The following is a 19,587-nucleotide window of genomic DNA, read 5'->3' as shown; positions in this document are numbered from 1 at the left end:
GAATCCTTTTTTATTACATCATTGGGTTCATACCAGGGTTCATTGGATCTTTGTTTTCTTCTGGTAATTTAGCAACAACAGCTTCTGTAGTTAATAATAATGCAGATACTGAAGCAGCGTTTTGAAGAGCTGATCTAGAAACCTTGGTTGGATCAACAACACCGGCTTTAACCATGTCTTCGTATTCACCAGTAGCAGCATTGTAACCAACACCCATTGGTTCACTCTTTAGATGTTCAACAACGATTGAACCATCAATTCCAGCGTTGTGGGCGATTTGTCTAACTGGAGCTTCTAATGCACGAAGTACAATGTTAACCCCTGTCTTTTCATCGCCTTCAGCAGGAATTTCTTCTAGGTCTTTTAGAATATTGATAAATGCAGTTCCCCCACCAGGAACAAAACCTTCTTCTACGGCAGCTCTAGTTGAGTTCAGTGCATCTTCAATTCTGTATTTACGTTCTTTTAGTTCAGTTTCTGTGGCAGCACCAACACGGATAACTGCAACTCCACCAGCTAATTTAGCTAATCTTTCACGTAGCTTATCACGGTCAAATTCAGAAGTAGTTGTTTCTAATTGTGACTTGATTTCTGCAACTCTAGCAGCTAATTGTTCTTTGTCACCGGCACCTTGAACGATAGTGGTATCGTCTTTAGTAACGTTAATCTTGTTTGATTGACCTAATTGATCAATTGTAACGTCCTTTAGGTTCAAGCCTAAATCATCAGTGATAACTGTAGCACCAGTTAAAACGGCGATGTCTTGTAGTTGTGCCTTACGACGATCACCAAAACCAGGAGCTTTAACTGCAACTACGTTGAAAGTACCACGCATCTTGTTTAATACCAATGTTGGAAGAGCTTCTCCACCAATATCATCAGCAATAATTAATAGTGAACGACCTTGTTCAACAACTGATTGTAGCACTGGTAAAATTTCTTGAATATTATTAATCTTCTTGTCAGTAATTAAAATGTAAGGGTTGTCTAGGTCAGCTTGCATCTTGTCGTTATCAGTTACCATGTATTGTGACATGTAACCACGATCAAATTGCATTCCTTCAACTACATCCATAGTAGTGTTAACACCACGTGAATCTTCAACGGTAATAACACCATCGTTACCTACCTTTTCCATTGCATCGGCAATCAATTCACCAACTTCTGGATTAGCAGCAGAGATAGAAGCAATTTGTGCAATATCCTTCTTACTCTTAATTTCGTTAGACATCTTGTGTAGCTTTTCTACAGCTACTTCAGTTGCCTTTTCAATACCACGTCTAACACCAACTGGGTTAGCACCTGCAGTAACGTTTTTCATTCCTTCGTTAACGATTGCTTGAGTTAAAACAGTAGCAGTAGTAGTACCATCACCTGCAATATCATCAGTTTTTGATGCTACTTCTGAAACTAATTTAGCTCCCATGTTTTCAAAGTGATCAGGTAGTTCGATTGATTTAGCAATAGTTACACCATCATTTGTAATAGTTGGTGTTCCTAATGATTGTTCAACAACAACGTTTCTACCTTTTGGTCCTAATGTTGTTTTTACTGTATTAGCAAGTTTATCAACACCTTTTAGCATTGAATGTCTTGCGTCTTCTGCAAATTTTACTTCCTTAGCCATATTTTTTCACCCCATTAATTAATTATTCAACGATTGCTAAAATATCATTTGATTTTAATACTAGGTAAGTCTTGTCGCCGTCTTCTACTGAAGTACCTGCGTACTTATCGTAAACGACTGTGTCACCCTTTTTAACTTCTGGTTTAATTGTTTCTCCAGTTTGTAAAACGTGACCTCTACCAACTGCTACGACTACACCTGTTTGTGGTTTTTCTTTAGCGTTGTTTGCTAACACAATGCCTCCGATAGTTTCTTCTTTAGCTTCTTGTGCTTCAACAATAACACGATCGCCTAATGGTTTTAACATTATCCTAGCCCCCATAAATTCTTTTTTAGCACTCTTTTGTTAAAAGTGCTAAAGTCTATAAATAATATATTATTTTTTATTTCTCGTTGCAAGAATTATCTCTCGATAAAACAAAAAAATGATGACCAATTGGTCATCATTTTTTATGATCCTTCATAGTGTTCAATGAAGTAAATTAAAGTTTGAAGTTCATTTGTTAAATCAACGTTTTGAATTCTAACATTTTGTGGAACAGATAAACGTTTTGAAGTAAAGTTCATAATTCCCTTAGCGCCACCCTTAACCGCTTCGTCACATAGTTCTTGAACTACTGTGGCTGGAACGGTAAAGATAACAACTTCAATTTGTTGATCTCTTAGTTGTTCTTGTAAATCATGGACATCATAAACCGGTACTCCACTTTGGACGGTATTAATCATGTCGTCATGAATATCAAATGCAGCTGAAATTCTAACATTACTATCTTTGTGAAAGTTGAAACGTAATAAAGCTTGTCCTAAATTACCTAATCCAACTAAAGCAACGTTAGTTAAATGATCTTGATTTAAAATCTTCTTGAAGAAGTCTAATAAATTATCTACTTCGTAACCGTATCCTCTTTTACCTAAAGCTCCAAAGTATGATAAATCTCTTCTAATGGTTGCAGAATCAACTTGAACCGCTTCAGCAAACGTACTAGATGATATTCTTTTAATTTTGGCATCATGTAAACCGCTTAGGTATCGGTAATACATAGGCAACCTTTTCGCTGTTGCCCTAGGAATTTTAATGTCCAAATTGTTCCCTCCCGAATCTTTCGTAACATTTATGTATTTTATCATAAAAACAAAGTTTGTGAAATAATTATCATCTTTTAAAAAAAGACTTTCCGTTTCAAATTCATCCGATTTTTATGCTAAAATAGTTAGTATTATTGATAAAAAAGGGAATATCGGAGGTGAAATAAATGATTATTTTACAAGCAAATAAATTAACCAAACGTTTTGGTGGTGAAGATCTTTTCACAAGCGTTAATTTAAGCATCGAAGAAAATAGTAAAGTAGCGCTAGTTGGTCGTAACGGTGCTGGAAAATCAACCTTAGTGAAAATGATCTTAGGCGACGAAATCATCGATGATGGTGAAGTGACCACCAAAAAAGGAATTACTATTGGTTACTTAGCGCAAAACACTGGTTTGAAATCTGATTTAACGATTATAGAAGAAATGACTAGTGTCTTCGCAGACTTAATTGAATTAGAAAATAAAATTCACGAATATGAACTTAAAATGGCTGATTCAACAATTAATAGTGACCCCGCTAAATTAGCTGAAGTTACTAAAACATATGATCAAATGCAAGCTGACTTTGCAGCTCAAAATGGTTTTTCATATCAAGCTGAAATCAAAGCTGTCTTAAATGGTTTTGGTTTTGGTGAAGATTCATATAACCATAAAATTAGTGAGTTATCCGGTGGACAACAAACCCAATTAGCAATGGCAAAATTGTTATTACAAAGAAAAGATTTACTAATTTTAGATGAACCTACTAACCACATTGATGTTAAAACAATTAGTTGGTTAGAAGACTACTTGAACTCTTATCACGGTGCACTTCTAATCATTTCCCATGACCGTTACTTCATGGACAAAATAGTCGACGAAGTCTACGACTTAAGCCAAGGTAAAATGACTCATTATGTCGGTAATTATTCGAATTACGTTGAACAAAAGAAGTTAAATTACCAGCACCAACTAAAAGAATATGAAAAACAACAAAAGAAAATCAAAGAAATGCAGGATTTCGTTGACAAAAATATTGTTCGTGCATCAACCACTAAACGTGCTCAATCCAGGAGAAGTCAGTTAGAAAAGATGGATAAAATTAGCACCCCTATCAGAGACGATAAAAGTGCTAAACTAACTTTCACTCCTGAAAAGCAAAGTGGTAATGTCGTCTTAAAAGTTGATGATGCTTCGATTGGATATGATCATCATATTCTTTCATCAAACATAAATTTAGACGTTAAAAGAAATCAAGCAATGGCTTTAATTGGTCCTAACGGTGTGGGAAAATCGACACTGCTAAAAACCATCATGAATAAATTGCCACTAATCGATGGTGAAATAAACCGTGGTACCGGTGTTCAAGTAGGATACTATGATCAACATCTAGATAATCTAAGTTCTAATAAAACTGTTTTAAATGAAATTTGGGACGACTACCCTACTTACCCTGAGCAAAGAATTCGTTCTATTTTAGGGAGTTTTTTATTCTCTGGTAATGATGTTGAAAAAATTGTCGGTAATCTGTCTGGTGGTGAAAAGGCTAGACTAGTCTTAACTAAATTAGCCATGAATCATGATAACTTTTTGATTCTAGATGAACCTACCAACCATTTAGATATTGATAGTCGAGAAGTTTTAGAAAATGCATTAATCAATTTTGACGGAACCATCCTATTTGTTTCTCATGATAGATACTTCATCAATAAGTTAGCAACGCAAATTGTTGAATTGTCTAATGATGGTAGCGAACTTTATCTAGGTAACTACGATTACTACGTAGAAAAGAAAGAAGAAAAAGAAGCTATTCAACAGCATCAACAAGCTGAACAAGCAGCTGAAGATGATAAAAAAGACGTTTCTGTTAAATCACAAAATCAACAAGATTTTCTTGCTAATAAAGAAGCTCAAAAACAAGAAAGAAAGTTAAGAAGATTAGTCGAAACATTAGAAAGTCAACTAGAGGAAGCACAATCCAATAAAGAAACTATTGAAAATCAAATGGTTAATCCAGACGTTCTTAACGACATCGAAAAATTAAATGAACTACAAAATCAATTAAACGAAACCAATCAAAACATCGAATCCATTGAAGCCCAATGGGAAGAAGCAATGATTGAATTAGAACAATAAAAAAGATGAGGCATAATTGCCTCATCTTTTTTTATTCATCTAATAAGTCAAATTCTAGACTAGGATCAGCATTTAAATCGACCCCTGCAAAGACATTTTTCTTTGCCATTACATAACCAGCAGCACCAATCATTGCAGCATTATCACCACAAAGTTTGTTAGGTACCTTTACTAATTCAGTAGTATCAATTTGATCAATTGCGTTGCCTAACGCAGTTCTCAATCCGTTATTAGCGGCCACTCCACCTGCTAATATCAATTGTGAGACTGGATATTCTTGTAGCGCTTTCTTTGTCTTATCAACCAAAACATCTACGACTGCACTTTGGAAACTAGTAGCTAGATCATTTTGATCTAGAGTTTCACCAATTTGTTCAGCGTGATGATTAGTATTTAAGAATGCACTCTTTAATCCACTAAAACTAAAGTCAAAGTTATCTTCTTTTTCCATTGCGCGAGGGAAATTAAATGTATCTTTTCCCTTAGCAGCCATTTCATCGACTTTCGGACCAGCAGGATAATTAATTCCTAATACGCGTCCTACTTTATCATATGCTTCACCAGCTGCATCATCCCTAGTTTCTCCGATAATCTTAAAGTCGCCTTCTTCTTTCATCAAGACTAACTCAGTATGACCACCTGAAACAACTAGTGCTAACGCAGGGTAATTAATTTTAGTCACAAAACGACTGGCTAAAATATGGCCAGCAATATGGTTAACTGGAATCAATGGAATATCATGAGCCCACGCAATTGTTTTGGCTGCGGTTACTCCAATCAATAATGCTCCAACCAATCCAGGACCGTATGTTACTGCAATAGCGTCAATATCATCATAGGTAACATTCGCTTGTTTCATTGCATCTTCAACACAGATTGTGATTTCTTCAATATGATGGCGACTAGCTACTTCTGGAACAACTCCACCAAATCGCTTATGACTATTAATTTGCGTTGCAACAACGTTTGATAATATTTTTTCACCATCTTCAATAATTGCGACACTAGTTTCATCACAACTAGATTCAAATGACATAATTATATGTGGTTGCACAAAAAGACCTCATTTCTTTTACATCCCATAATTATTGGGAATTGTTTCGTATAAACTTAAATCTAATACCATATCAACAGCGTCTTCGTGATCACCGTCATAATAATTCTCTTTAACGCCCATCTTTTTAAAGCCTAAATCCATATACAATCTTTGTGCCTTGACGTTACTTACTCTAACCTCAAGTGAGACTGTTTTGTAATTTAATTGACGCGCTTTTTTAATAACTTTAGCAACTAAAAAGTAGCCTAATCCACGATCTTGAAAGTCTGGTTCCACCGCGACATTCGAAATATGACAATCTAGCTTTTTATCGTTTAGAGAACTACCAATAAAAGCTACCAATTGATCATTTTGACGTAATAGTAAGTAAAAACGATCTAAACGTGGTTTTAATTCTGGCATAAATGCTTCTTCCGTCCATGGAGCAACGCCATCATATACGTCTCGTTCAATTCCCACCATTTCTGGAATATCAGTGACCATTGCTTTTGCTAAATAGAATTTATCACCATTGATATCAACAATATGATTTTTAATATTTAAATGCTCTTTTTTTAATAATCTTTTGGTATTCATGAATTTAGTCTGATACCAATTAATCAACTTTTTCAACATATGAAGTAACTTCTTCCCCCGGATGTTTTTCTCGCCAATCTAATTCCGCTTTTGTAAGTCTTAAATAATTCGGAACAAATGAATGAATATCTTTAACTGGTTCTTTAGTTTGACCGTATAATCCCAGTCTAGCTGCTTGAGGTAAATTATCAAAGCTATCCATGAAAACTAATTTATCACCGAATTTATTGGTAAGTGCTTCTTCAAAATTCTTTGCGTCTGCACCGATTGCATATACATTCTTGCCATCATTATCAATTTGATCTAACCATTTATCAAAATCAGTATGACGGTCTTCTAATACTGTTGTAACACCATCATCTTTAATTTCATACAAACCAGTAAATACATTATTATTTCTGGCATCAAAAATTGGCATCACAAGACTTTCTTTTTTGGAGACGTTTAACGCCAAAGTTTCTAAACTAGAAACCCCTACCAATTCAATTCCAAGTGTAAATGCTAAAGTTTTAGCTGTCGCAGTCGCGATTCTAATTCCTGTATATGATCCAGGACCAGTTGCCACAACAATTCTTTGCAAATCAGTTGGTTTTAAATCTGTCTTTCGTACTAATTCATCAATAATTGGTAATAAATATTCCGCATGTTTTTGATGAACGGTAGTTGTTTCAGTTGCTAAAATTTGATCATCATCTAATATCGCAACGGTTAATTGTTTATTGGATGTGTCTAAAGCCAATACTTTCATCCGTTTTTTCGTCTCCCCAATAACTTTTATAGTGTTCGAATAATTCTATGGTAAATTATAACAAAAAAATAGGTGACTCCATAGTAAAAATGAAGTCACCTATCAATATTTATTAATTTTCTCGCCAAGTAATGTTTGCGATTGCAGAATGACTATCCCCACTCATGATTTCATGTCTGGTCATAATCGTTCCATCTTCTAATTTATCCAAGTTGTAATAACTATCAACATTGGAACCATACTTAACTTCGTTTTCATATCTTAATAAGAATCCAGTTGGTGTATGATTGGTCAAAAATTCCGCTGGTAACACGTTTACCATCCAATCCATGTAATGGGCATTGTTAACATGTTGGTTAGAATCAATATCGGTATATCTAACTGTAAATGTTTGTTTATCAGCTGAATCAAAATCAATTTTCTTAGGTTTTGGCATCTTAGGAACTTGATTTACTTTTTCAGCACCAAAGGGTTCCACAGTTTCCTTTGGAATTGAAGCAATCTTACGTTCCTTATAGTTCATTGCTGCCCATAGCCCAGTCATATTCATTAACTCATTGCCTTGTTCATCCGTAATAGTAAATTCACGGTAAGCAAAGTATTTGTTGTATGACTTAGATTTGGTGTTAATAGTAATTACTTCATCCACTGTTGGCATTCTATTGATATGCACATCGTATTGAATAACTACCCAGGTTACACCAAATTGACGCACAAATTCAGCGCCAACACCTAGTTCATCACTATGGTCTTCAGAAGCTAAGATAATAACATCTAGCATCATCGCAATTGTCATTCTTCTAGTAAAATCAGCTTCGTAATATGTAACTCGATGTTTTTCGCTAAAAACTGTTGGTTCCATGTTCGTCTACACCCCTATATTTCATGGTAAATATTATAAATTTCTTGTTTTTTGACTTGATGTAGTTTGGCTACTTCCTTAATTGATGCATTGGTTTTCATCCCATCAGAAATGAAATAATCAACCTGTTCTTTGATTGATAAACCAGCTAATTGATCATCTTCTTCAGCTTGTTCATTAGCCTTATCATTTCCATCAACAATGACAACAAATTCGCCACGGACTTGATTGTCTTCGGTCCATTGAATTAGTTCACTTAAACTACCACGATCGAATTCTTCAAACTTTTTAGTTAATTCGCGACATAGCACAGCTTGTCTATTTTCACCGAATACTTTTTGCATGTTCTTTAATGTTTTATTCAAACGATGAGGTGCTTCGTAAAAAATTAAAGTCTCTGTATGTTTGTTTAACTCTTCTAGTTCAGTAATTTGTTCACTGTTCTTTCGATTTAAAAATCCAAAGAAGTAAAATGGTTGTGGCATTAATCCAGACGCAATTAGCGCTGTTAGTCCAGCGTTCGCACCAGGTAACGGAATTACGTTAATATGTTGTTCAACACAAGCCTTAACTAATTCTTGTCCAGGATCACTAATTGATGGCATCCCTGCATCGCTAACTTGAGCAACATTTAATCCAGATTGTAGATTATTAATAATTTCATCGATTCGATAGTCTTTGTTATCTTCTCTAAAACTAATCTTTTTAGTATCAATTTCAAAATGATTTAGCAATTGTTGAGTATGACTGGGATTCTCAGCAGCAATTAAATCAACTTCTTTTAAAGTCTTAATTGCCCGAAAGGTCATATCTTCTAAATTTCCAATTGGTGTTGGAACTAAATATAAACTACCTTGATTTTGATTGGCAGTAAAACTATGTTGTTCTTGCACTGAGATACCTCCATACTATCGGTTTAAAATTTCATTACAGAAAATGCAGCTTTCGCTATCTCCTCGATGAGTTCCATAAAATTCTGTACATACATGAAAACCTTCATTAAATAGGTTTTCTAGATTCTTTCTAGAATTTGAAAGACGGTTAGAATTACTACTATTTGAATCTGATTCAACGTTACTAGGCTTTTGTTCATCAATAAACTCACGAAGATGTTGATTTTCAATTCTAAGTTCAGCATTTTCTTCCATTACTTCAGTTAATGCTTCTCGTAATTCAGTAAATTTATCTAACATTAATTGAGTTTGTGTTTCCATATTCTTTAAGCCATCATAAATTTCTCTTTTATCCAAACAAATTCACCCCAATTAACTATTTAATATTCGCATTATTTTTAATGTGGTTGCTTCTAAAATATTTTTATAACTAACATTTATCGCCATCAATTTATTACAGCTTAATAATTCTTCTAATATTTGAATCAACTGTGATTTGTTAACATGATTAGCTAACTTCTTAATGCTATCAGCCTGTTTTGGAAAGTTAAAATTATGTTCACTAGTAAATTTAGCATCCAAAACATCCTCAAAAATAGATAATAACATATTAATAATCACTTGTTTTTTACTATTATCACTTGCCAATGACATTACGTTAGTTTTAATTGCAGCAAACGCAGTAATATCATTGTCTACAATTAAATTGAACCAGTGACTAACAGCAGAAATACTATGAGCTAGCCATTCGTCTTCCTGCCATTCTTGCACTGTTGAGATTCTATTAGTCAAGCGACTGAGCAACTTATATTGACTAGGCGTTACTGATAATTTCGCTAATTCCGCTTCAAAATCACTTCGACTTAGTGAATTTAGCTCTACTACCTGTGTCCTAGAAATAATTGTTGGCAATATTAAATTACGATTTGTTGTTAGTAGGAAAGATACAACATTACCCATTGGTTCTTCGATGAACTTCAATAAACTGTTTGCAGCTCCAGTCGTCATCTTTTCGGCATCACAAATAATGAAGAACTTTTGGTTACCTTCCAAACCACTTTTGGAGAATTCAGATTTTAAATATCTGATTTGGTCGACTTTAATGCTTAATCCATCTGGTTTGATAACAATCACATCTGGATGTTGTAAATCAGTGATTCTACGACATTCATCGCATTCTCCACAAGGCATTGATTCACTAGTTAAATTCTGACAAAACATTCTCATTGTTATGAATAAAGCTAGCGATAACTTTCCTACACCTTCTTCACCACTAAATAGATACGAATGTGATAATTCATTTTGTTTTATAACACGCAAAAAATTATCCATTAAATCTTTTTGCTTAATATCTGTTTCAGTGATTACTTGGTTTTGTGTCATTATTGACCCCCACTAGAATCTATAAAAATTATCCATTGGCATTTCCATTACAGTTGCGCCACCAACTTCAATTTTTACTGGATATGATGAATCAGAAACCCCACCATCTAAGTTTACAGGCGGTGTCATGTATTGTTCACGTTTACTTGATACTTTCTTAATGATGTCTAAAACATCACTGACTCTTTCATCTTCAATTCCAATCATAAAGGTAGTATTTCCGGATTTCAAAAATCCACCAGTTGTTGAAAGCTTAGTTTGTTGCACATCGTTTTTAGCGAAGGCATTTTGAAGTTTGTTAGCATCTTTGTTTTGTACAATTACAATTAAAAGTTTCACTGAAATCACGTCCCTATTTTTTAAATTCTTCTAAATATGGTTGCAAAATTTCTAAAACATTTTGATAAACGGCATCAATTGATTGAGTTGCATCCACAGATTTAATTCTTTCAGGTTGTTGTTTAGCCAATCTCTGATATGCATCATAGACACGATTATGAAAATCAATCGTTTCTACATCCAATCTATCAATGTCATTCTCATTCCGATTTTGGGCAATTCGCTTTAATCCTTCTTCAACCGGAAGATTAAAGTAAATCGTTAAATCTGGTAAAAAACCTTCGGTGGCAAATTGGTTCATTTCATAAATTTCTTTTTCACCAATTTGTCGGCCACCACCTTGATAAGCAATTGAACTATCTAAATAGCGATCACAAATTACTAACTTATTAGCTGCAATTGCGGGCTTAACGGTTTGTTCAATATTTTGTCTTCGGGCAGCTGCGTATAATAACGCCTCCGTTCTTTTATCCATTTCGATATTCTGACGATCCAAAATAACTTCTCGAATACTTTCAGCAATTGGATTTCCACCCGGTTCACGACTAGTTACTAGTTGATCACCCATAGTATCCTTTAAATACTCCAATACCATGTTTAAAATGGTTGTCTTTCCAGCTCCATCGGTACCTTCAAATGTTATAAACTTGCCAGCCATATCTACCCCTACTTTCATCTTTATACATTATTGTACTTTAATTTAACATTTTCAACAAATTAACAATAAATAAAAAGTGTCTTATTCCAAAGAATAAAGACACCTTTTTAGTAATCAATAACTGAAGATTGAATACGATTATTGGAAACTTTTCTTTCTCTTGCTTCTCGATATAAAAATAAATATTTTTCACGAGCTAGTCTTGTTTGAGCAACAATTTCTCCATCAACTTCGAAAATTGCTTCTTCTGTTTCGATTGCGTGATCCCATTGATACTTAGCACGATCAATAGAGTCTAACAAAAATTCGTCATATTGTTGACCAACGTTATGTGGAAATCTTCTAAATCCAAACATATAAATCACTACTCCTACATTTCTGTTCTTCCAGAAACAGCTCTAGATAATGTCATTTCATCAGCATATTCAATATCACTACCAACAGATAAGCCATGAGCTAATCTTGTTACCTTAATTCCTGCAGGTTTGATTAAACGTGATAGATACATCGCCGTCGCTTCTCCTTCAGGAGTGGCATTGGTTGCAATAATGATTTCTTTAATGCCCTCATCACCTTGTAAACGTTGAATTAACTGTTTGATGTTTAATTCATCTGGACCTTTACCTTCGATTGGAGATAAAACCCCATTTAAAACGTGATATAAGCCATGATAATCCTTCATCTTTTCCATCACCATAATATCTCTTGGTTGTTCCACAACTAATACTGTTGATTTATCTCTAGTACTATCACGACATATTACACATGGATCTTCATCGGTTAAATTACCACAGGTTGAGCAATACATTAGCTTGTCCTTAGTTTCATCCAATGCATCTGAGAATTTCTTAACATCATCTTTGTTCATATCAACAACAAAGTATGCCAATCTGATTGCAGTTTTATGACCAATTCCTGGTAGACGCATAAAACTGTCGATCAACTTAGCAATTGGTTCAGGATATTGCATAATTAACCTTCTTTATTTTTTATTACATTCCAGGGATTCCCTTAGTGTATTTACCTAATGAATCTTGAGTTTTCTTTTCAATTTGTGATAACGCATCATTTACGGCACTAATTACTAAGTCTGAAACCATATCTGGATCTTCAGGATCGATTGCTTCTGGCTTAATCTTCATGTCTTTCATCTTACGATCACCTGAGAAAGTAACAACTACCATATCTTCAGGAGCCTTACCAACAAATTCACTGTTGTTGATTTGTTCTTGTTCAGCACCCATTTGTTTTTGTAGTTGCTTAACTTGTTTCATCATTTTTCCCATGTTCATACCATTCATCATAATTAATCCATCTCCTTAATCATCTTTAACATCAATTATTTCTTCACCGAATAATTGTGTTGCTTGTTTTACTAATTTAGAATTTTCTTCTGATTTTTCAATATTATTATCATCGTTTTCACCTGGATTTTCAACACTAGAATCAAGGTTTGGTGATTTTACTTCTCTACCACCATTCTTTTGAGCGACAATATAACCTTTTCTAATTTCTGGCCATTGGTCAGAAGGAATGAAAATAAAATCAGGAATATTGTGTAATATACGATCTAGTCCGTTGGATAAATCGTCAAGTAATTTTTGATCATTGCTAGCTTTTTGGAATAAGAACGCATATTCAAATGAGACAACAATTCCGTCATGACTTGCTGCAACTGGTTTAGAAACTTTCATAAGTGCACGTTGTGTGACGTCTAGTTCTCCTAAAAGTTCATCCCAAATATTTTTAACATTATTCAAATCTTCTCTGGTGGCGTTATCCAAAATTGGATAAATCTTGGTAACATTAACTTTCCCAGTAGATCTAGCATTGTTTCTATTAGTTGAACGTTTTGGCTTTTCAACTGGTTTAGAGGATTCAGCCTTTACTTGAACACCATTTTTAGTTAATTCCTCCACTTGTTTTTGCAAAGAATTAATTTGATCTTTTAGCGCACGAATCGTTGAGTTATCAGCTATGTCCACGTTGTTTTCTACGTTTTGACTACTTGATGCAGAAGTAACGTTAGTAGCTGGTTGTGCTTGAGTAGATGCCAATTTAACTGTTAACACATCTAGGTAAACGTCTGGATGCATTGTGTATTTCATTTGATTTTGAATATCATTCAAATCAACAATCATTTGATAGATAGTTGATGCATCAATTGATTCTGTTAACGCCTTAAAGTTATCATCAATAACCCCTAATTCGACTTCTTCAACCATTTCTGGTGATTGTTGATACAACAGAATATCTTGGCAATACTTAATTAAATCTTCAATAAAACGTTCTGCATCTTTTCCTGAATCTAACATTTCACGCACATTAGATAAGGCTGCTTGAACATCATGTTTTACAGCATTGTTAAGATATTGGGCGAGCAGTGACTTGGTCACACTTCCAGTTACTTGAAGCGCATTATCATATGTCACCTTATCAAAACCAAATGATAAAACTTGATCCAAGATACTTAGCGCATCACGCATCCCACCTTCAGCAGACTTTGCAATCACTCTAAGTGCTTGATCATCATATTCAATGCCTTTTTCGTTCAGGATAAATTCCATTCTAGATAGAATATCTTGAGACGTGATTCGTTTGAAATCAAATCTTTGAACACGAGAAATAATTGTAGCGGGAATCTTTTGTGGTTCTGTAGTTGCCAAGATGAAGATAACATGTGCTGGTGGTTCTTCTAATGTCTTTAGAAGTGCATTAAAAGCTCCGGTAGAAAGCATATGAACTTCATCAATAATATAAACTTTGTAAGTAGCTTGTGTTGGTGCATATTTCGCTTTGTCTCTAACATCTCTAATTTCTTCAACCCCATTATTGGATGCGGCATCGATTTCGATAACATCATTCAATGTTCCATTAGTAATGCTTTGACAAATCTCACACTCATTACAAGGTTCTCCATCTTTTTGATTAGGACAATTAATTGCCTTCGCTAAAATCTTAGCGTCGGAAGTTTTTCCAGTTCCCCTAGGACCTGCAAATAAATAAGCATGACTCAATTGATTGGTGATAATCGCATTCTTTAATGTAGTTGTGATTACATCTTGTCCAATCACATCATCAAAACGTTGCGGTCTCCATACACGGTATAAAGCTTGATAACTCATGGAAAACTCCCTTTCATAAAACTAGTTATATATATTATATATTCTATCGATGAATTATTCCATTATCGTTTTCCCTTAAAATAAAAAAACCTCTTAGCCAAGATTTGACTAAGAGTTTATTTGTATAAAAAACAAGAAGCACAAGCGTAGAATACTTAGTGCTGCTTCCTTTCGGATCTGACACGGTTCGTAAACACAACTTTGCTTCCAGGCCTTACGGCATTAATAATATTAACTTATTGAAAAACTTTTTTCAAGTTTAATTTTTTCCTTTGTTCTTTTCGTTTCTTTCTTTTCATTTTAAAGAAACTCTTCATTATATTGCTACATTCTGTGTTGATAATTCCTGAATGTAATTCCACCTGATGGTTTAATCTATCATCAGCAAAAACTTGATACAAACTTTTAGCTGCTCCCGCTTTTGTATCGTCAGCACCATAAAAAACTCTTTTAATTCGTGAATTAATAATCGTTCCAGCACACATTAAGCAAGGTTCAATTGTCACATATAAATCGCAATCTTCCAATCGCCAACTACCTAGATAACGACAAGCCTCATCAATTGCAATCACTTCTGCATGGTCCATAGCAACATTACTATGCTCTCTTAAGTTATGACCTCTACCGATGATTTTGCCATTATGCACAACAATCGCGCCAATTGGCACTTCATCAATTAAGTATGCTTTCTTGGCTTCAAATAATGCCTCTTGCATGTATTTTTCCGCTGAATTATCCATTGTAAACACTTTCCAAGATATAGTATCCCTTATTCTTTTTAATGATTTCACAGTTACCAAATAATGATGTCATTAATTTTTTAGCTGATGGTGCCCCTTGCTTCTTTTGTAAAACTACAGTTAGTGTTCCATTTGGCACTAAATGAGATACCGCTCCTTCAATCATGCCGTCAACAACATCTTTTCCGGCTCTTACTGGTGGATTAGTAATGATGGCAGCAAACTTGTCTTCAACTGTTTCATAAATATTAGAATTATGAATTTTTACGTTAGAAACATGATTTTGTTCAGCGTTTTTAACAGCTAATTCTAATGCTAAATTATTTACATCAACCATTTCAAACACTCTATCTTGGTGATGCTTAGCTAAAGCAATTGCCATTGGACCATATCCACATCCCAAATCTAATACATTTCCATCGGGGATTTTTTCCATATTTACACTTTCAACTAATGTTTTAGAACCGAAGTCTACTGTTCGCTTAGAGAACACGCCATTGTCGGTCGTGAAGGTTAAATTGTTTCCTAACAAATTAAAATTCCATGTGTGAAGTTCATGGACAACGTTTGGATTTGGTGTATAATAAAATTCGTTCATTTGAAATCAGATCCTTAAATTAAAAATTTTTAAAATTCTCTAACACACTGTATCTAGTAGATTGTAAACATTTTCAACACTAAATATGGTGTTTTTTTATTTGATTTTTTTCTTTTCTGGTGTAAACTTTTATATATAAATTAAGAGAAAAAGGAATACATATTTCGTTTAAAAGAAATACATATTCGTCAACAGAAAGGGAGCAATACACATGGCACAAGTTACTGTATATTCAAAAAACAATTGTATGCAATGCAAAATGACAAAGCGCTTTTTAAGCGAACACGATATCGATTTTATCGAAAGAAACATCAATGAAGAACCAGAATACGTATCATACTTAAAATCAAAAGGTTTTATGTCATTACCAGTTGTTGAAGCTGATGGTATTGACTCAATTTCAGGTTTTAGACCAGATCAATTAAGCCAACTTGCTTAATTTAATTTCGTATTATTCATTATAATATAAAAAGTAATTTTTGGCGAAACCGCTAATGGTCTCGCCATATTTTATCTATAAATATCAATTTTTTACTATGAAAGAGTGGTTCGAATATGTCATTAAAAGATTTGAAAGACGTAACTTATTACGATCTTAATAATGAAATTAACATCCCTAAGGATGATAAAATTCAACTAAATAAAGATAAAGATGCCCTAGCTGCATTTATCAAAGAAAACGTTAAACCTAATTTAAAAACTTTTAATTCTTTAAAAGAAAAATATGACTTTTTAGTAGAAAATGATTATCTTGAAGAAGAATTCTTAGCAAAATATGACTTCTCATTTATTGAAAAAATTTATGATTATTTGAAGAGCCAAAATTTTGAATTCAAATCTTTTATGGCTGCTTACAAATTTTATGCTCAATACGCATTAAAGACTGATGATGGAAACTACTACCTAGAAGAATTCATCGATCGTGTTGCGATTAACGCATTATACTTTGCAGATGGTGATGAAGAATTAGCAATGAACCTAGCTGATGAAATCGTTCACCAAAGATATCAACCTGCTACCCCTTCATTCTTGAATGCCGGTAGAAAACGTCGTGGTGAATTCGTTTCATGTTTCCTAATTCAACCAACTGATGACATGAACACAATTGGTAGAACTATTAATTCAGCACTACAACTATCACGTATTGGTGGTGGTGTTGGAATTAACCTTTCTAACCTACGTGCTGCAGGTGACCCTATCAAACATATCGAAGGTGCTGCTTCTGGTGTTGTTCCTGTTATGAAGTTATTGGAAGATAGTTTTTCTTACTCTAACCAATTAGGTCAACGTCAAGGTGCTGGTGCGGTTTACTTAAACGTTTTCCATCCAGACATCATTGCATTCCTTTCAGCTAAGAAAGAAAATGCTGATGAAAAAATTCGTGTTAAGACTTTATCACTAGCAGTAACTGTTCCTGATAAGTTCTATGAATTAGCTCAAAACGATGAAGATATGTACCTATTCAGTCCATATGATGTGGAAAGAATTTATGGTGTACCATTCTCATACGTTGATATTACTGCTGAATATGACAACATGGTTAACAACGATGAAATCAAAAAGACTAAGATTAACGCTCGTGAACTAGAAACTGAAATTAGTAAGTTACAACAAGAATCTGGTTACCCATACATTATTAATATCGATACTGTTAACAAGGAAAACCCTATTGATGGTAAGATTGTTATGAGTAATCTATGTTCAGAAATCATGCAAGTACAAGAACCTTCTACTGTTGATAACGAACAAAACTATGAACAATTAGGTACTGACGTTTCATGTAACTTAGGATCAACCAACATTGTTAATTTGATGGCTAGTCCTGATTTTGGTAAGTCTGTTGATGCAATGGTTCGTGCTTTAACTTTTGTTACTGACCACTCTGATATTGATGTTGTTCCTTCTATCCAAAGAGGTAACGCCCTATCACATAGTATTGGTCTAGGTGGAATGGGTCTACACAGTTTCTTAGCTAAAAACCAAATTGAATATGGTTCAGATGAAGCTATTGAATTTACTGGTGTTTACTTCATGCTATTAAACTACTGGACTTTAGTTGCTTCTAACAAGATTGCGGCTGAACGCCACGAAACTTTCCATAACTTTGAAAAGAGTCAATATGCTGACGGAACTTACTTCGACAGATACACCACTAAATACTGGGGTCCAACTAACGACCGTGTTAAAGAACTATTTGATGGTATTTTTGTTCCAACTGAAAGTGACTGGGAAGAATTGAAACAAGCTGTTATGAAGGATGGTTTATACCACCAAAATAGAATGGCTGTTGCTCCAAACGGTTCAATTTCATACATTAATGATTCTACTGCTAGTTTGCACCCTATCATTAGTCGTGTTGAAGAAAGATACGAATCAAAAACTGGTAAAATTTACTATCCAGCTCCATTCTTATCAAATGACACTCTAAAATACTACAAGTCAGCTTACGACATTGATATGAGAAGAGTTATCGATACTTATGCTGCTGCTCAAAAACATGTGGATCAAAGTATGAGTCTTACCCTATTCATGCGTTCAACTATTCCTGCTGGACTATATGAATGGAAAAACGGTAGAACTGATAAAATGACCACTCGTGACTTAACAATTCTTCGTAATTACGCTCACGCTAAAGGCATTAAGTCATTGTACTACGTAAGAACTTACACTGATGACAACCAAGAAGTCGGTGTTAACGAATGTGAAAGTTGCTCAATCTAAACTAGTTAGGAGATTTTTATTACAATGGAAAATTATAAAGCTATCAACTGGAATGCGATTAGTGACCAAATTGATAAAGCAACCTGGGAAAAATTAACCGAACAATTTTGGTTAGATACTAGAATTCCCCTATCAAACGATTTAGCTGATTGGAGAACCTTAGATGATGATCACAAATGGTTAGTTGGTCATGTCTTTGGTGGTTTAACTCTATTAGATACCCTTCAATCACAAGATGGTATGGCTGCACTTAGAAAAGATGTCGCTACACAACATGAAAGTGCAGTTCTAAGTAACATTCAATTTATGGAATCTGTCCATGCCAAAAGTTACTCATCAATTTTTTCAACTCTAAATACTCCTGACGAAATTGCTGAAATCTTTGATTGGAGTGATTCAGAAGAATTCCTTCAAAACAAATCAAAGAAAATTTATCAACTATATCATGACGATTCAAACCCATTAAAGAAAAAGATTTCAAGTGTATTCCTAGAAACCTTTTTGTTCTACTCTGGTTTCTACACTCCACTTTGGTACTTAGGACACAACAAGTTACCTAACGTGGCTGAAATCATTAAATTAATTCTTCGTGATGAATCAGTTCATGGAACTTACATTGGTTACAAATTCCAATTAGGTTTTAACCAATTAGGTGATAATGAAAAGCAAGACTTAAAGGATTGGATGTACAACTTCTTATACGACTTATACGAAAATGAAGAAAAATACACTCACATCTTATATGATCAAGTTGGTTGGACTGATGACGTACTAAAATTCATTAGATACAATGCTAACAAGGCACTAATGAACTTAGGTCAAGATCCATTGTTCCCAGACAACGCCGACGATGTTGATCCAATCGTTATGAACGGTATTTCAACATCTACAGCTAACCATGACTTCTTCTCACAAGTTGGTAATGGTTACCGTTTAGGTGAAGTTGAAGCAATGAAAGATGACGATTACAAGATTTGGTTCCCAAAAGATAATCAATAATAAAAAAGCAGTCATTAATAATTAGTGACTGCTTTTTTATATTCGATATTAGCAAAAA

The 19,587-nt window shown here is 34.1% G+C and carries 22 protein-coding genes and 1 other RNA gene; 4 read left to right on the top strand and 19 right to left on the bottom strand.

Annotated elements, in window-relative coordinates:
* Window positions 1-13 precede the first annotated feature (13 nt).
* The 3 genes from groL to RZ74_RS01815 all read right to left on the bottom strand — a co-directional run bounded on the left by groL (window position 14) and on the right by RZ74_RS01815 (window position 2,710).
* Window positions 14-1,627, bottom strand: coding sequence for a chaperonin GroEL (gene groL / locus RZ74_RS01825; protein WP_053949749.1), 1,614 nt, complete (start codon window positions 1,625-1,627; stop codon window positions 14-16).
* 22 nt (window positions 1,628-1,649) lie between these two features.
* A complete protein-coding gene (groES, locus tag RZ74_RS01820; protein ID WP_053949748.1) occupies window positions 1,650-1,934 on the bottom strand; it encodes a co-chaperone GroES in 285 nt (94 codons plus the stop codon).
* Between the two features lie 143 nt (window positions 1,935-2,077).
* On the bottom strand, window positions 2,078-2,710 hold the full coding sequence (locus RZ74_RS01815) for a redox-sensing transcriptional repressor Rex (protein ID WP_263505235.1): 633 nt from the start codon (window positions 2,708-2,710) through the stop codon (window positions 2,078-2,080).
* Window positions 2,711-2,880: 170 nt separating this feature from the next.
* On the opposite strand from RZ74_RS01815, the gene RZ74_RS01810 reads away from it, so the two are divergent.
* Window positions 2,881-4,830 (top strand): ABC-F family ATP-binding cassette domain-containing protein, encoded by a 1,950-nt coding sequence (locus tag RZ74_RS01810; RefSeq protein ID WP_053949746.1) that lies wholly within the window; start codon window positions 2,881-2,883, stop codon window positions 4,828-4,830.
* Between the two features lie 31 nt (window positions 4,831-4,861).
* Here RZ74_RS01810 and tsaD read toward each other — a convergent pair whose 3' ends face one another.
* From tsaD to RZ74_RS01735, 16 genes are all read right to left on the bottom strand, one after another.
* Complete coding sequence (tsaD, locus tag RZ74_RS01805; protein ID WP_053949919.1) at window positions 4,862-5,866, bottom strand: tRNA (adenosine(37)-N6)-threonylcarbamoyltransferase complex transferase subunit TsaD; 1,005 nt, start codon at window positions 5,864-5,866, stop codon at window positions 4,862-4,864.
* 36 nt (window positions 5,867-5,902) lie between these two features.
* A complete protein-coding gene (gene rimI / locus RZ74_RS01800; RefSeq protein WP_053949745.1) occupies window positions 5,903-6,502 on the bottom strand; it encodes a ribosomal protein S18-alanine N-acetyltransferase in 600 nt (199 codons plus the stop codon).
* Entirely contained in the window at window positions 6,483-7,211 is a 729-nt protein-coding gene (gene tsaB, locus RZ74_RS01795; protein WP_053949744.1) for a tRNA (adenosine(37)-N6)-threonylcarbamoyltransferase complex dimerization subunit type 1 TsaB, read from the bottom strand. Before tsaB ends, rimI begins: the two co-directional genes overlap by 20 nt.
* 112 nt (window positions 7,212-7,323) lie before the next feature.
* Window positions 7,324-8,073 (bottom strand): acyl-[acyl-carrier-protein] thioesterase, encoded by a 750-nt coding sequence (locus RZ74_RS01790; protein ID WP_053949743.1) that lies wholly within the window; start codon window positions 8,071-8,073, stop codon window positions 7,324-7,326.
* 14 nt (window positions 8,074-8,087) lie between these two features.
* The gene (gene rsmI / locus RZ74_RS01785) at window positions 8,088-8,966 is read right to left on the bottom strand and encodes a 16S rRNA (cytidine(1402)-2'-O)-methyltransferase (RefSeq protein ID WP_053949742.1); all 879 of its coding nucleotides are present in this window, start codon (window positions 8,964-8,966) and stop codon (window positions 8,088-8,090) included.
* Between the two features lie 15 nt (window positions 8,967-8,981).
* Window positions 8,982-9,323, bottom strand: coding sequence for a DNA replication initiation control protein YabA (locus tag RZ74_RS01780; protein WP_053949741.1), 342 nt, complete (start codon window positions 9,321-9,323; stop codon window positions 8,982-8,984).
* 15 nt (window positions 9,324-9,338) lie between these two features.
* Window positions 9,339-10,349, bottom strand: a complete 1,011-nt coding sequence (gene holB, locus RZ74_RS01775; RefSeq protein ID WP_053949740.1) for a DNA polymerase III subunit delta' — start codon at window positions 10,347-10,349, stop codon at window positions 9,339-9,341.
* A 12-nt stretch (window positions 10,350-10,361) separates the two neighbouring features.
* Window positions 10,362-10,688: a cyclic-di-AMP receptor gene (locus RZ74_RS01770; protein ID WP_053949739.1), complete on the bottom strand. Its 327-nt coding sequence runs from the start codon at window positions 10,686-10,688 to the stop codon at window positions 10,362-10,364.
* A 13-nt stretch (window positions 10,689-10,701) separates the two neighbouring features.
* Entirely contained in the window at window positions 10,702-11,346 is a 645-nt protein-coding gene (gene tmk, locus RZ74_RS01765) for a dTMP kinase (RefSeq protein WP_053949738.1), read from the bottom strand.
* A gap of 107 nt (window positions 11,347-11,453) precedes the next feature.
* Complete coding sequence (locus tag RZ74_RS01760) at window positions 11,454-11,702, bottom strand: YaaL family protein (RefSeq protein WP_053949737.1); 249 nt, start codon at window positions 11,700-11,702, stop codon at window positions 11,454-11,456.
* 14 nt (window positions 11,703-11,716) lie between these two features.
* A complete protein-coding gene (gene recR, locus RZ74_RS01755) occupies window positions 11,717-12,316 on the bottom strand; it encodes a recombination mediator RecR (RefSeq protein ID WP_053949736.1) in 600 nt (199 codons plus the stop codon).
* 22 nt (window positions 12,317-12,338) lie between these two features.
* Window positions 12,339-12,650 (bottom strand): YbaB/EbfC family nucleoid-associated protein, encoded by a 312-nt coding sequence (locus RZ74_RS01750; RefSeq protein WP_053949735.1) that lies wholly within the window; start codon window positions 12,648-12,650, stop codon window positions 12,339-12,341.
* 15 nt (window positions 12,651-12,665) lie between these two features.
* Complete coding sequence (dnaX, locus tag RZ74_RS01745) at window positions 12,666-14,471, bottom strand: DNA polymerase III subunit gamma/tau (protein WP_053949734.1); 1,806 nt, start codon at window positions 14,469-14,471, stop codon at window positions 12,666-12,668.
* Between the two features lie 122 nt (window positions 14,472-14,593).
* An RNA gene (gene ffs / locus RZ74_RS06855) (signal recognition particle sRNA small type) lies at window positions 14,594-14,690 on the bottom strand.
* A 17-nt stretch (window positions 14,691-14,707) separates the two neighbouring features.
* On the bottom strand, window positions 14,708-15,211 hold the full coding sequence (gene tadA, locus RZ74_RS01740) for a tRNA adenosine(34) deaminase TadA (RefSeq protein WP_053949733.1): 504 nt from the start codon (window positions 15,209-15,211) through the stop codon (window positions 14,708-14,710).
* Window positions 15,204-15,809 carry a class I SAM-dependent methyltransferase gene (locus RZ74_RS01735; RefSeq protein WP_053949732.1) on the bottom strand — a complete coding sequence of 202 codons (606 nt, stop codon included), beginning with the start codon at window positions 15,807-15,809 and terminating at the stop codon, window positions 15,204-15,206. Before RZ74_RS01735 ends, tadA begins: the two co-directional genes overlap by 8 nt.
* Window positions 15,810-16,020: 211 nt before the next feature.
* Between RZ74_RS01735 and RZ74_RS01730 the strand changes: the two genes are divergently transcribed.
* From RZ74_RS01730 to nrdF, 3 genes are all read left to right on the top strand, one after another.
* Window positions 16,021-16,248, top strand: coding sequence for a redoxin NrdH (locus RZ74_RS01730; protein ID WP_034531908.1), 228 nt, complete (start codon window positions 16,021-16,023; stop codon window positions 16,246-16,248).
* Window positions 16,249-16,364: 116 nt separating this feature from the next.
* Window positions 16,365-18,530 (top strand): class 1b ribonucleoside-diphosphate reductase subunit alpha, encoded by a 2,166-nt coding sequence (gene nrdE / locus RZ74_RS01725; RefSeq protein ID WP_053949731.1) that lies wholly within the window; start codon window positions 16,365-16,367, stop codon window positions 18,528-18,530.
* Between the two features lie 24 nt (window positions 18,531-18,554).
* Window positions 18,555-19,529 carry a class 1b ribonucleoside-diphosphate reductase subunit beta gene (gene nrdF / locus RZ74_RS01720; RefSeq protein ID WP_053949730.1) on the top strand — a complete coding sequence of 325 codons (975 nt, stop codon included), beginning with the start codon at window positions 18,555-18,557 and terminating at the stop codon, window positions 19,527-19,529.
* Window positions 19,530-19,587: the final 58 nt, after the last annotated feature.

This window comes from Apilactobacillus apinorum (assembly GCF_001281175.1).
Classification (GTDB): domain Bacteria; phylum Bacillota; class Bacilli; order Lactobacillales; family Lactobacillaceae; genus Apilactobacillus; species Apilactobacillus apinorum.
This window is presented reverse-complemented; position numbering and strand designations above follow the sequence as displayed.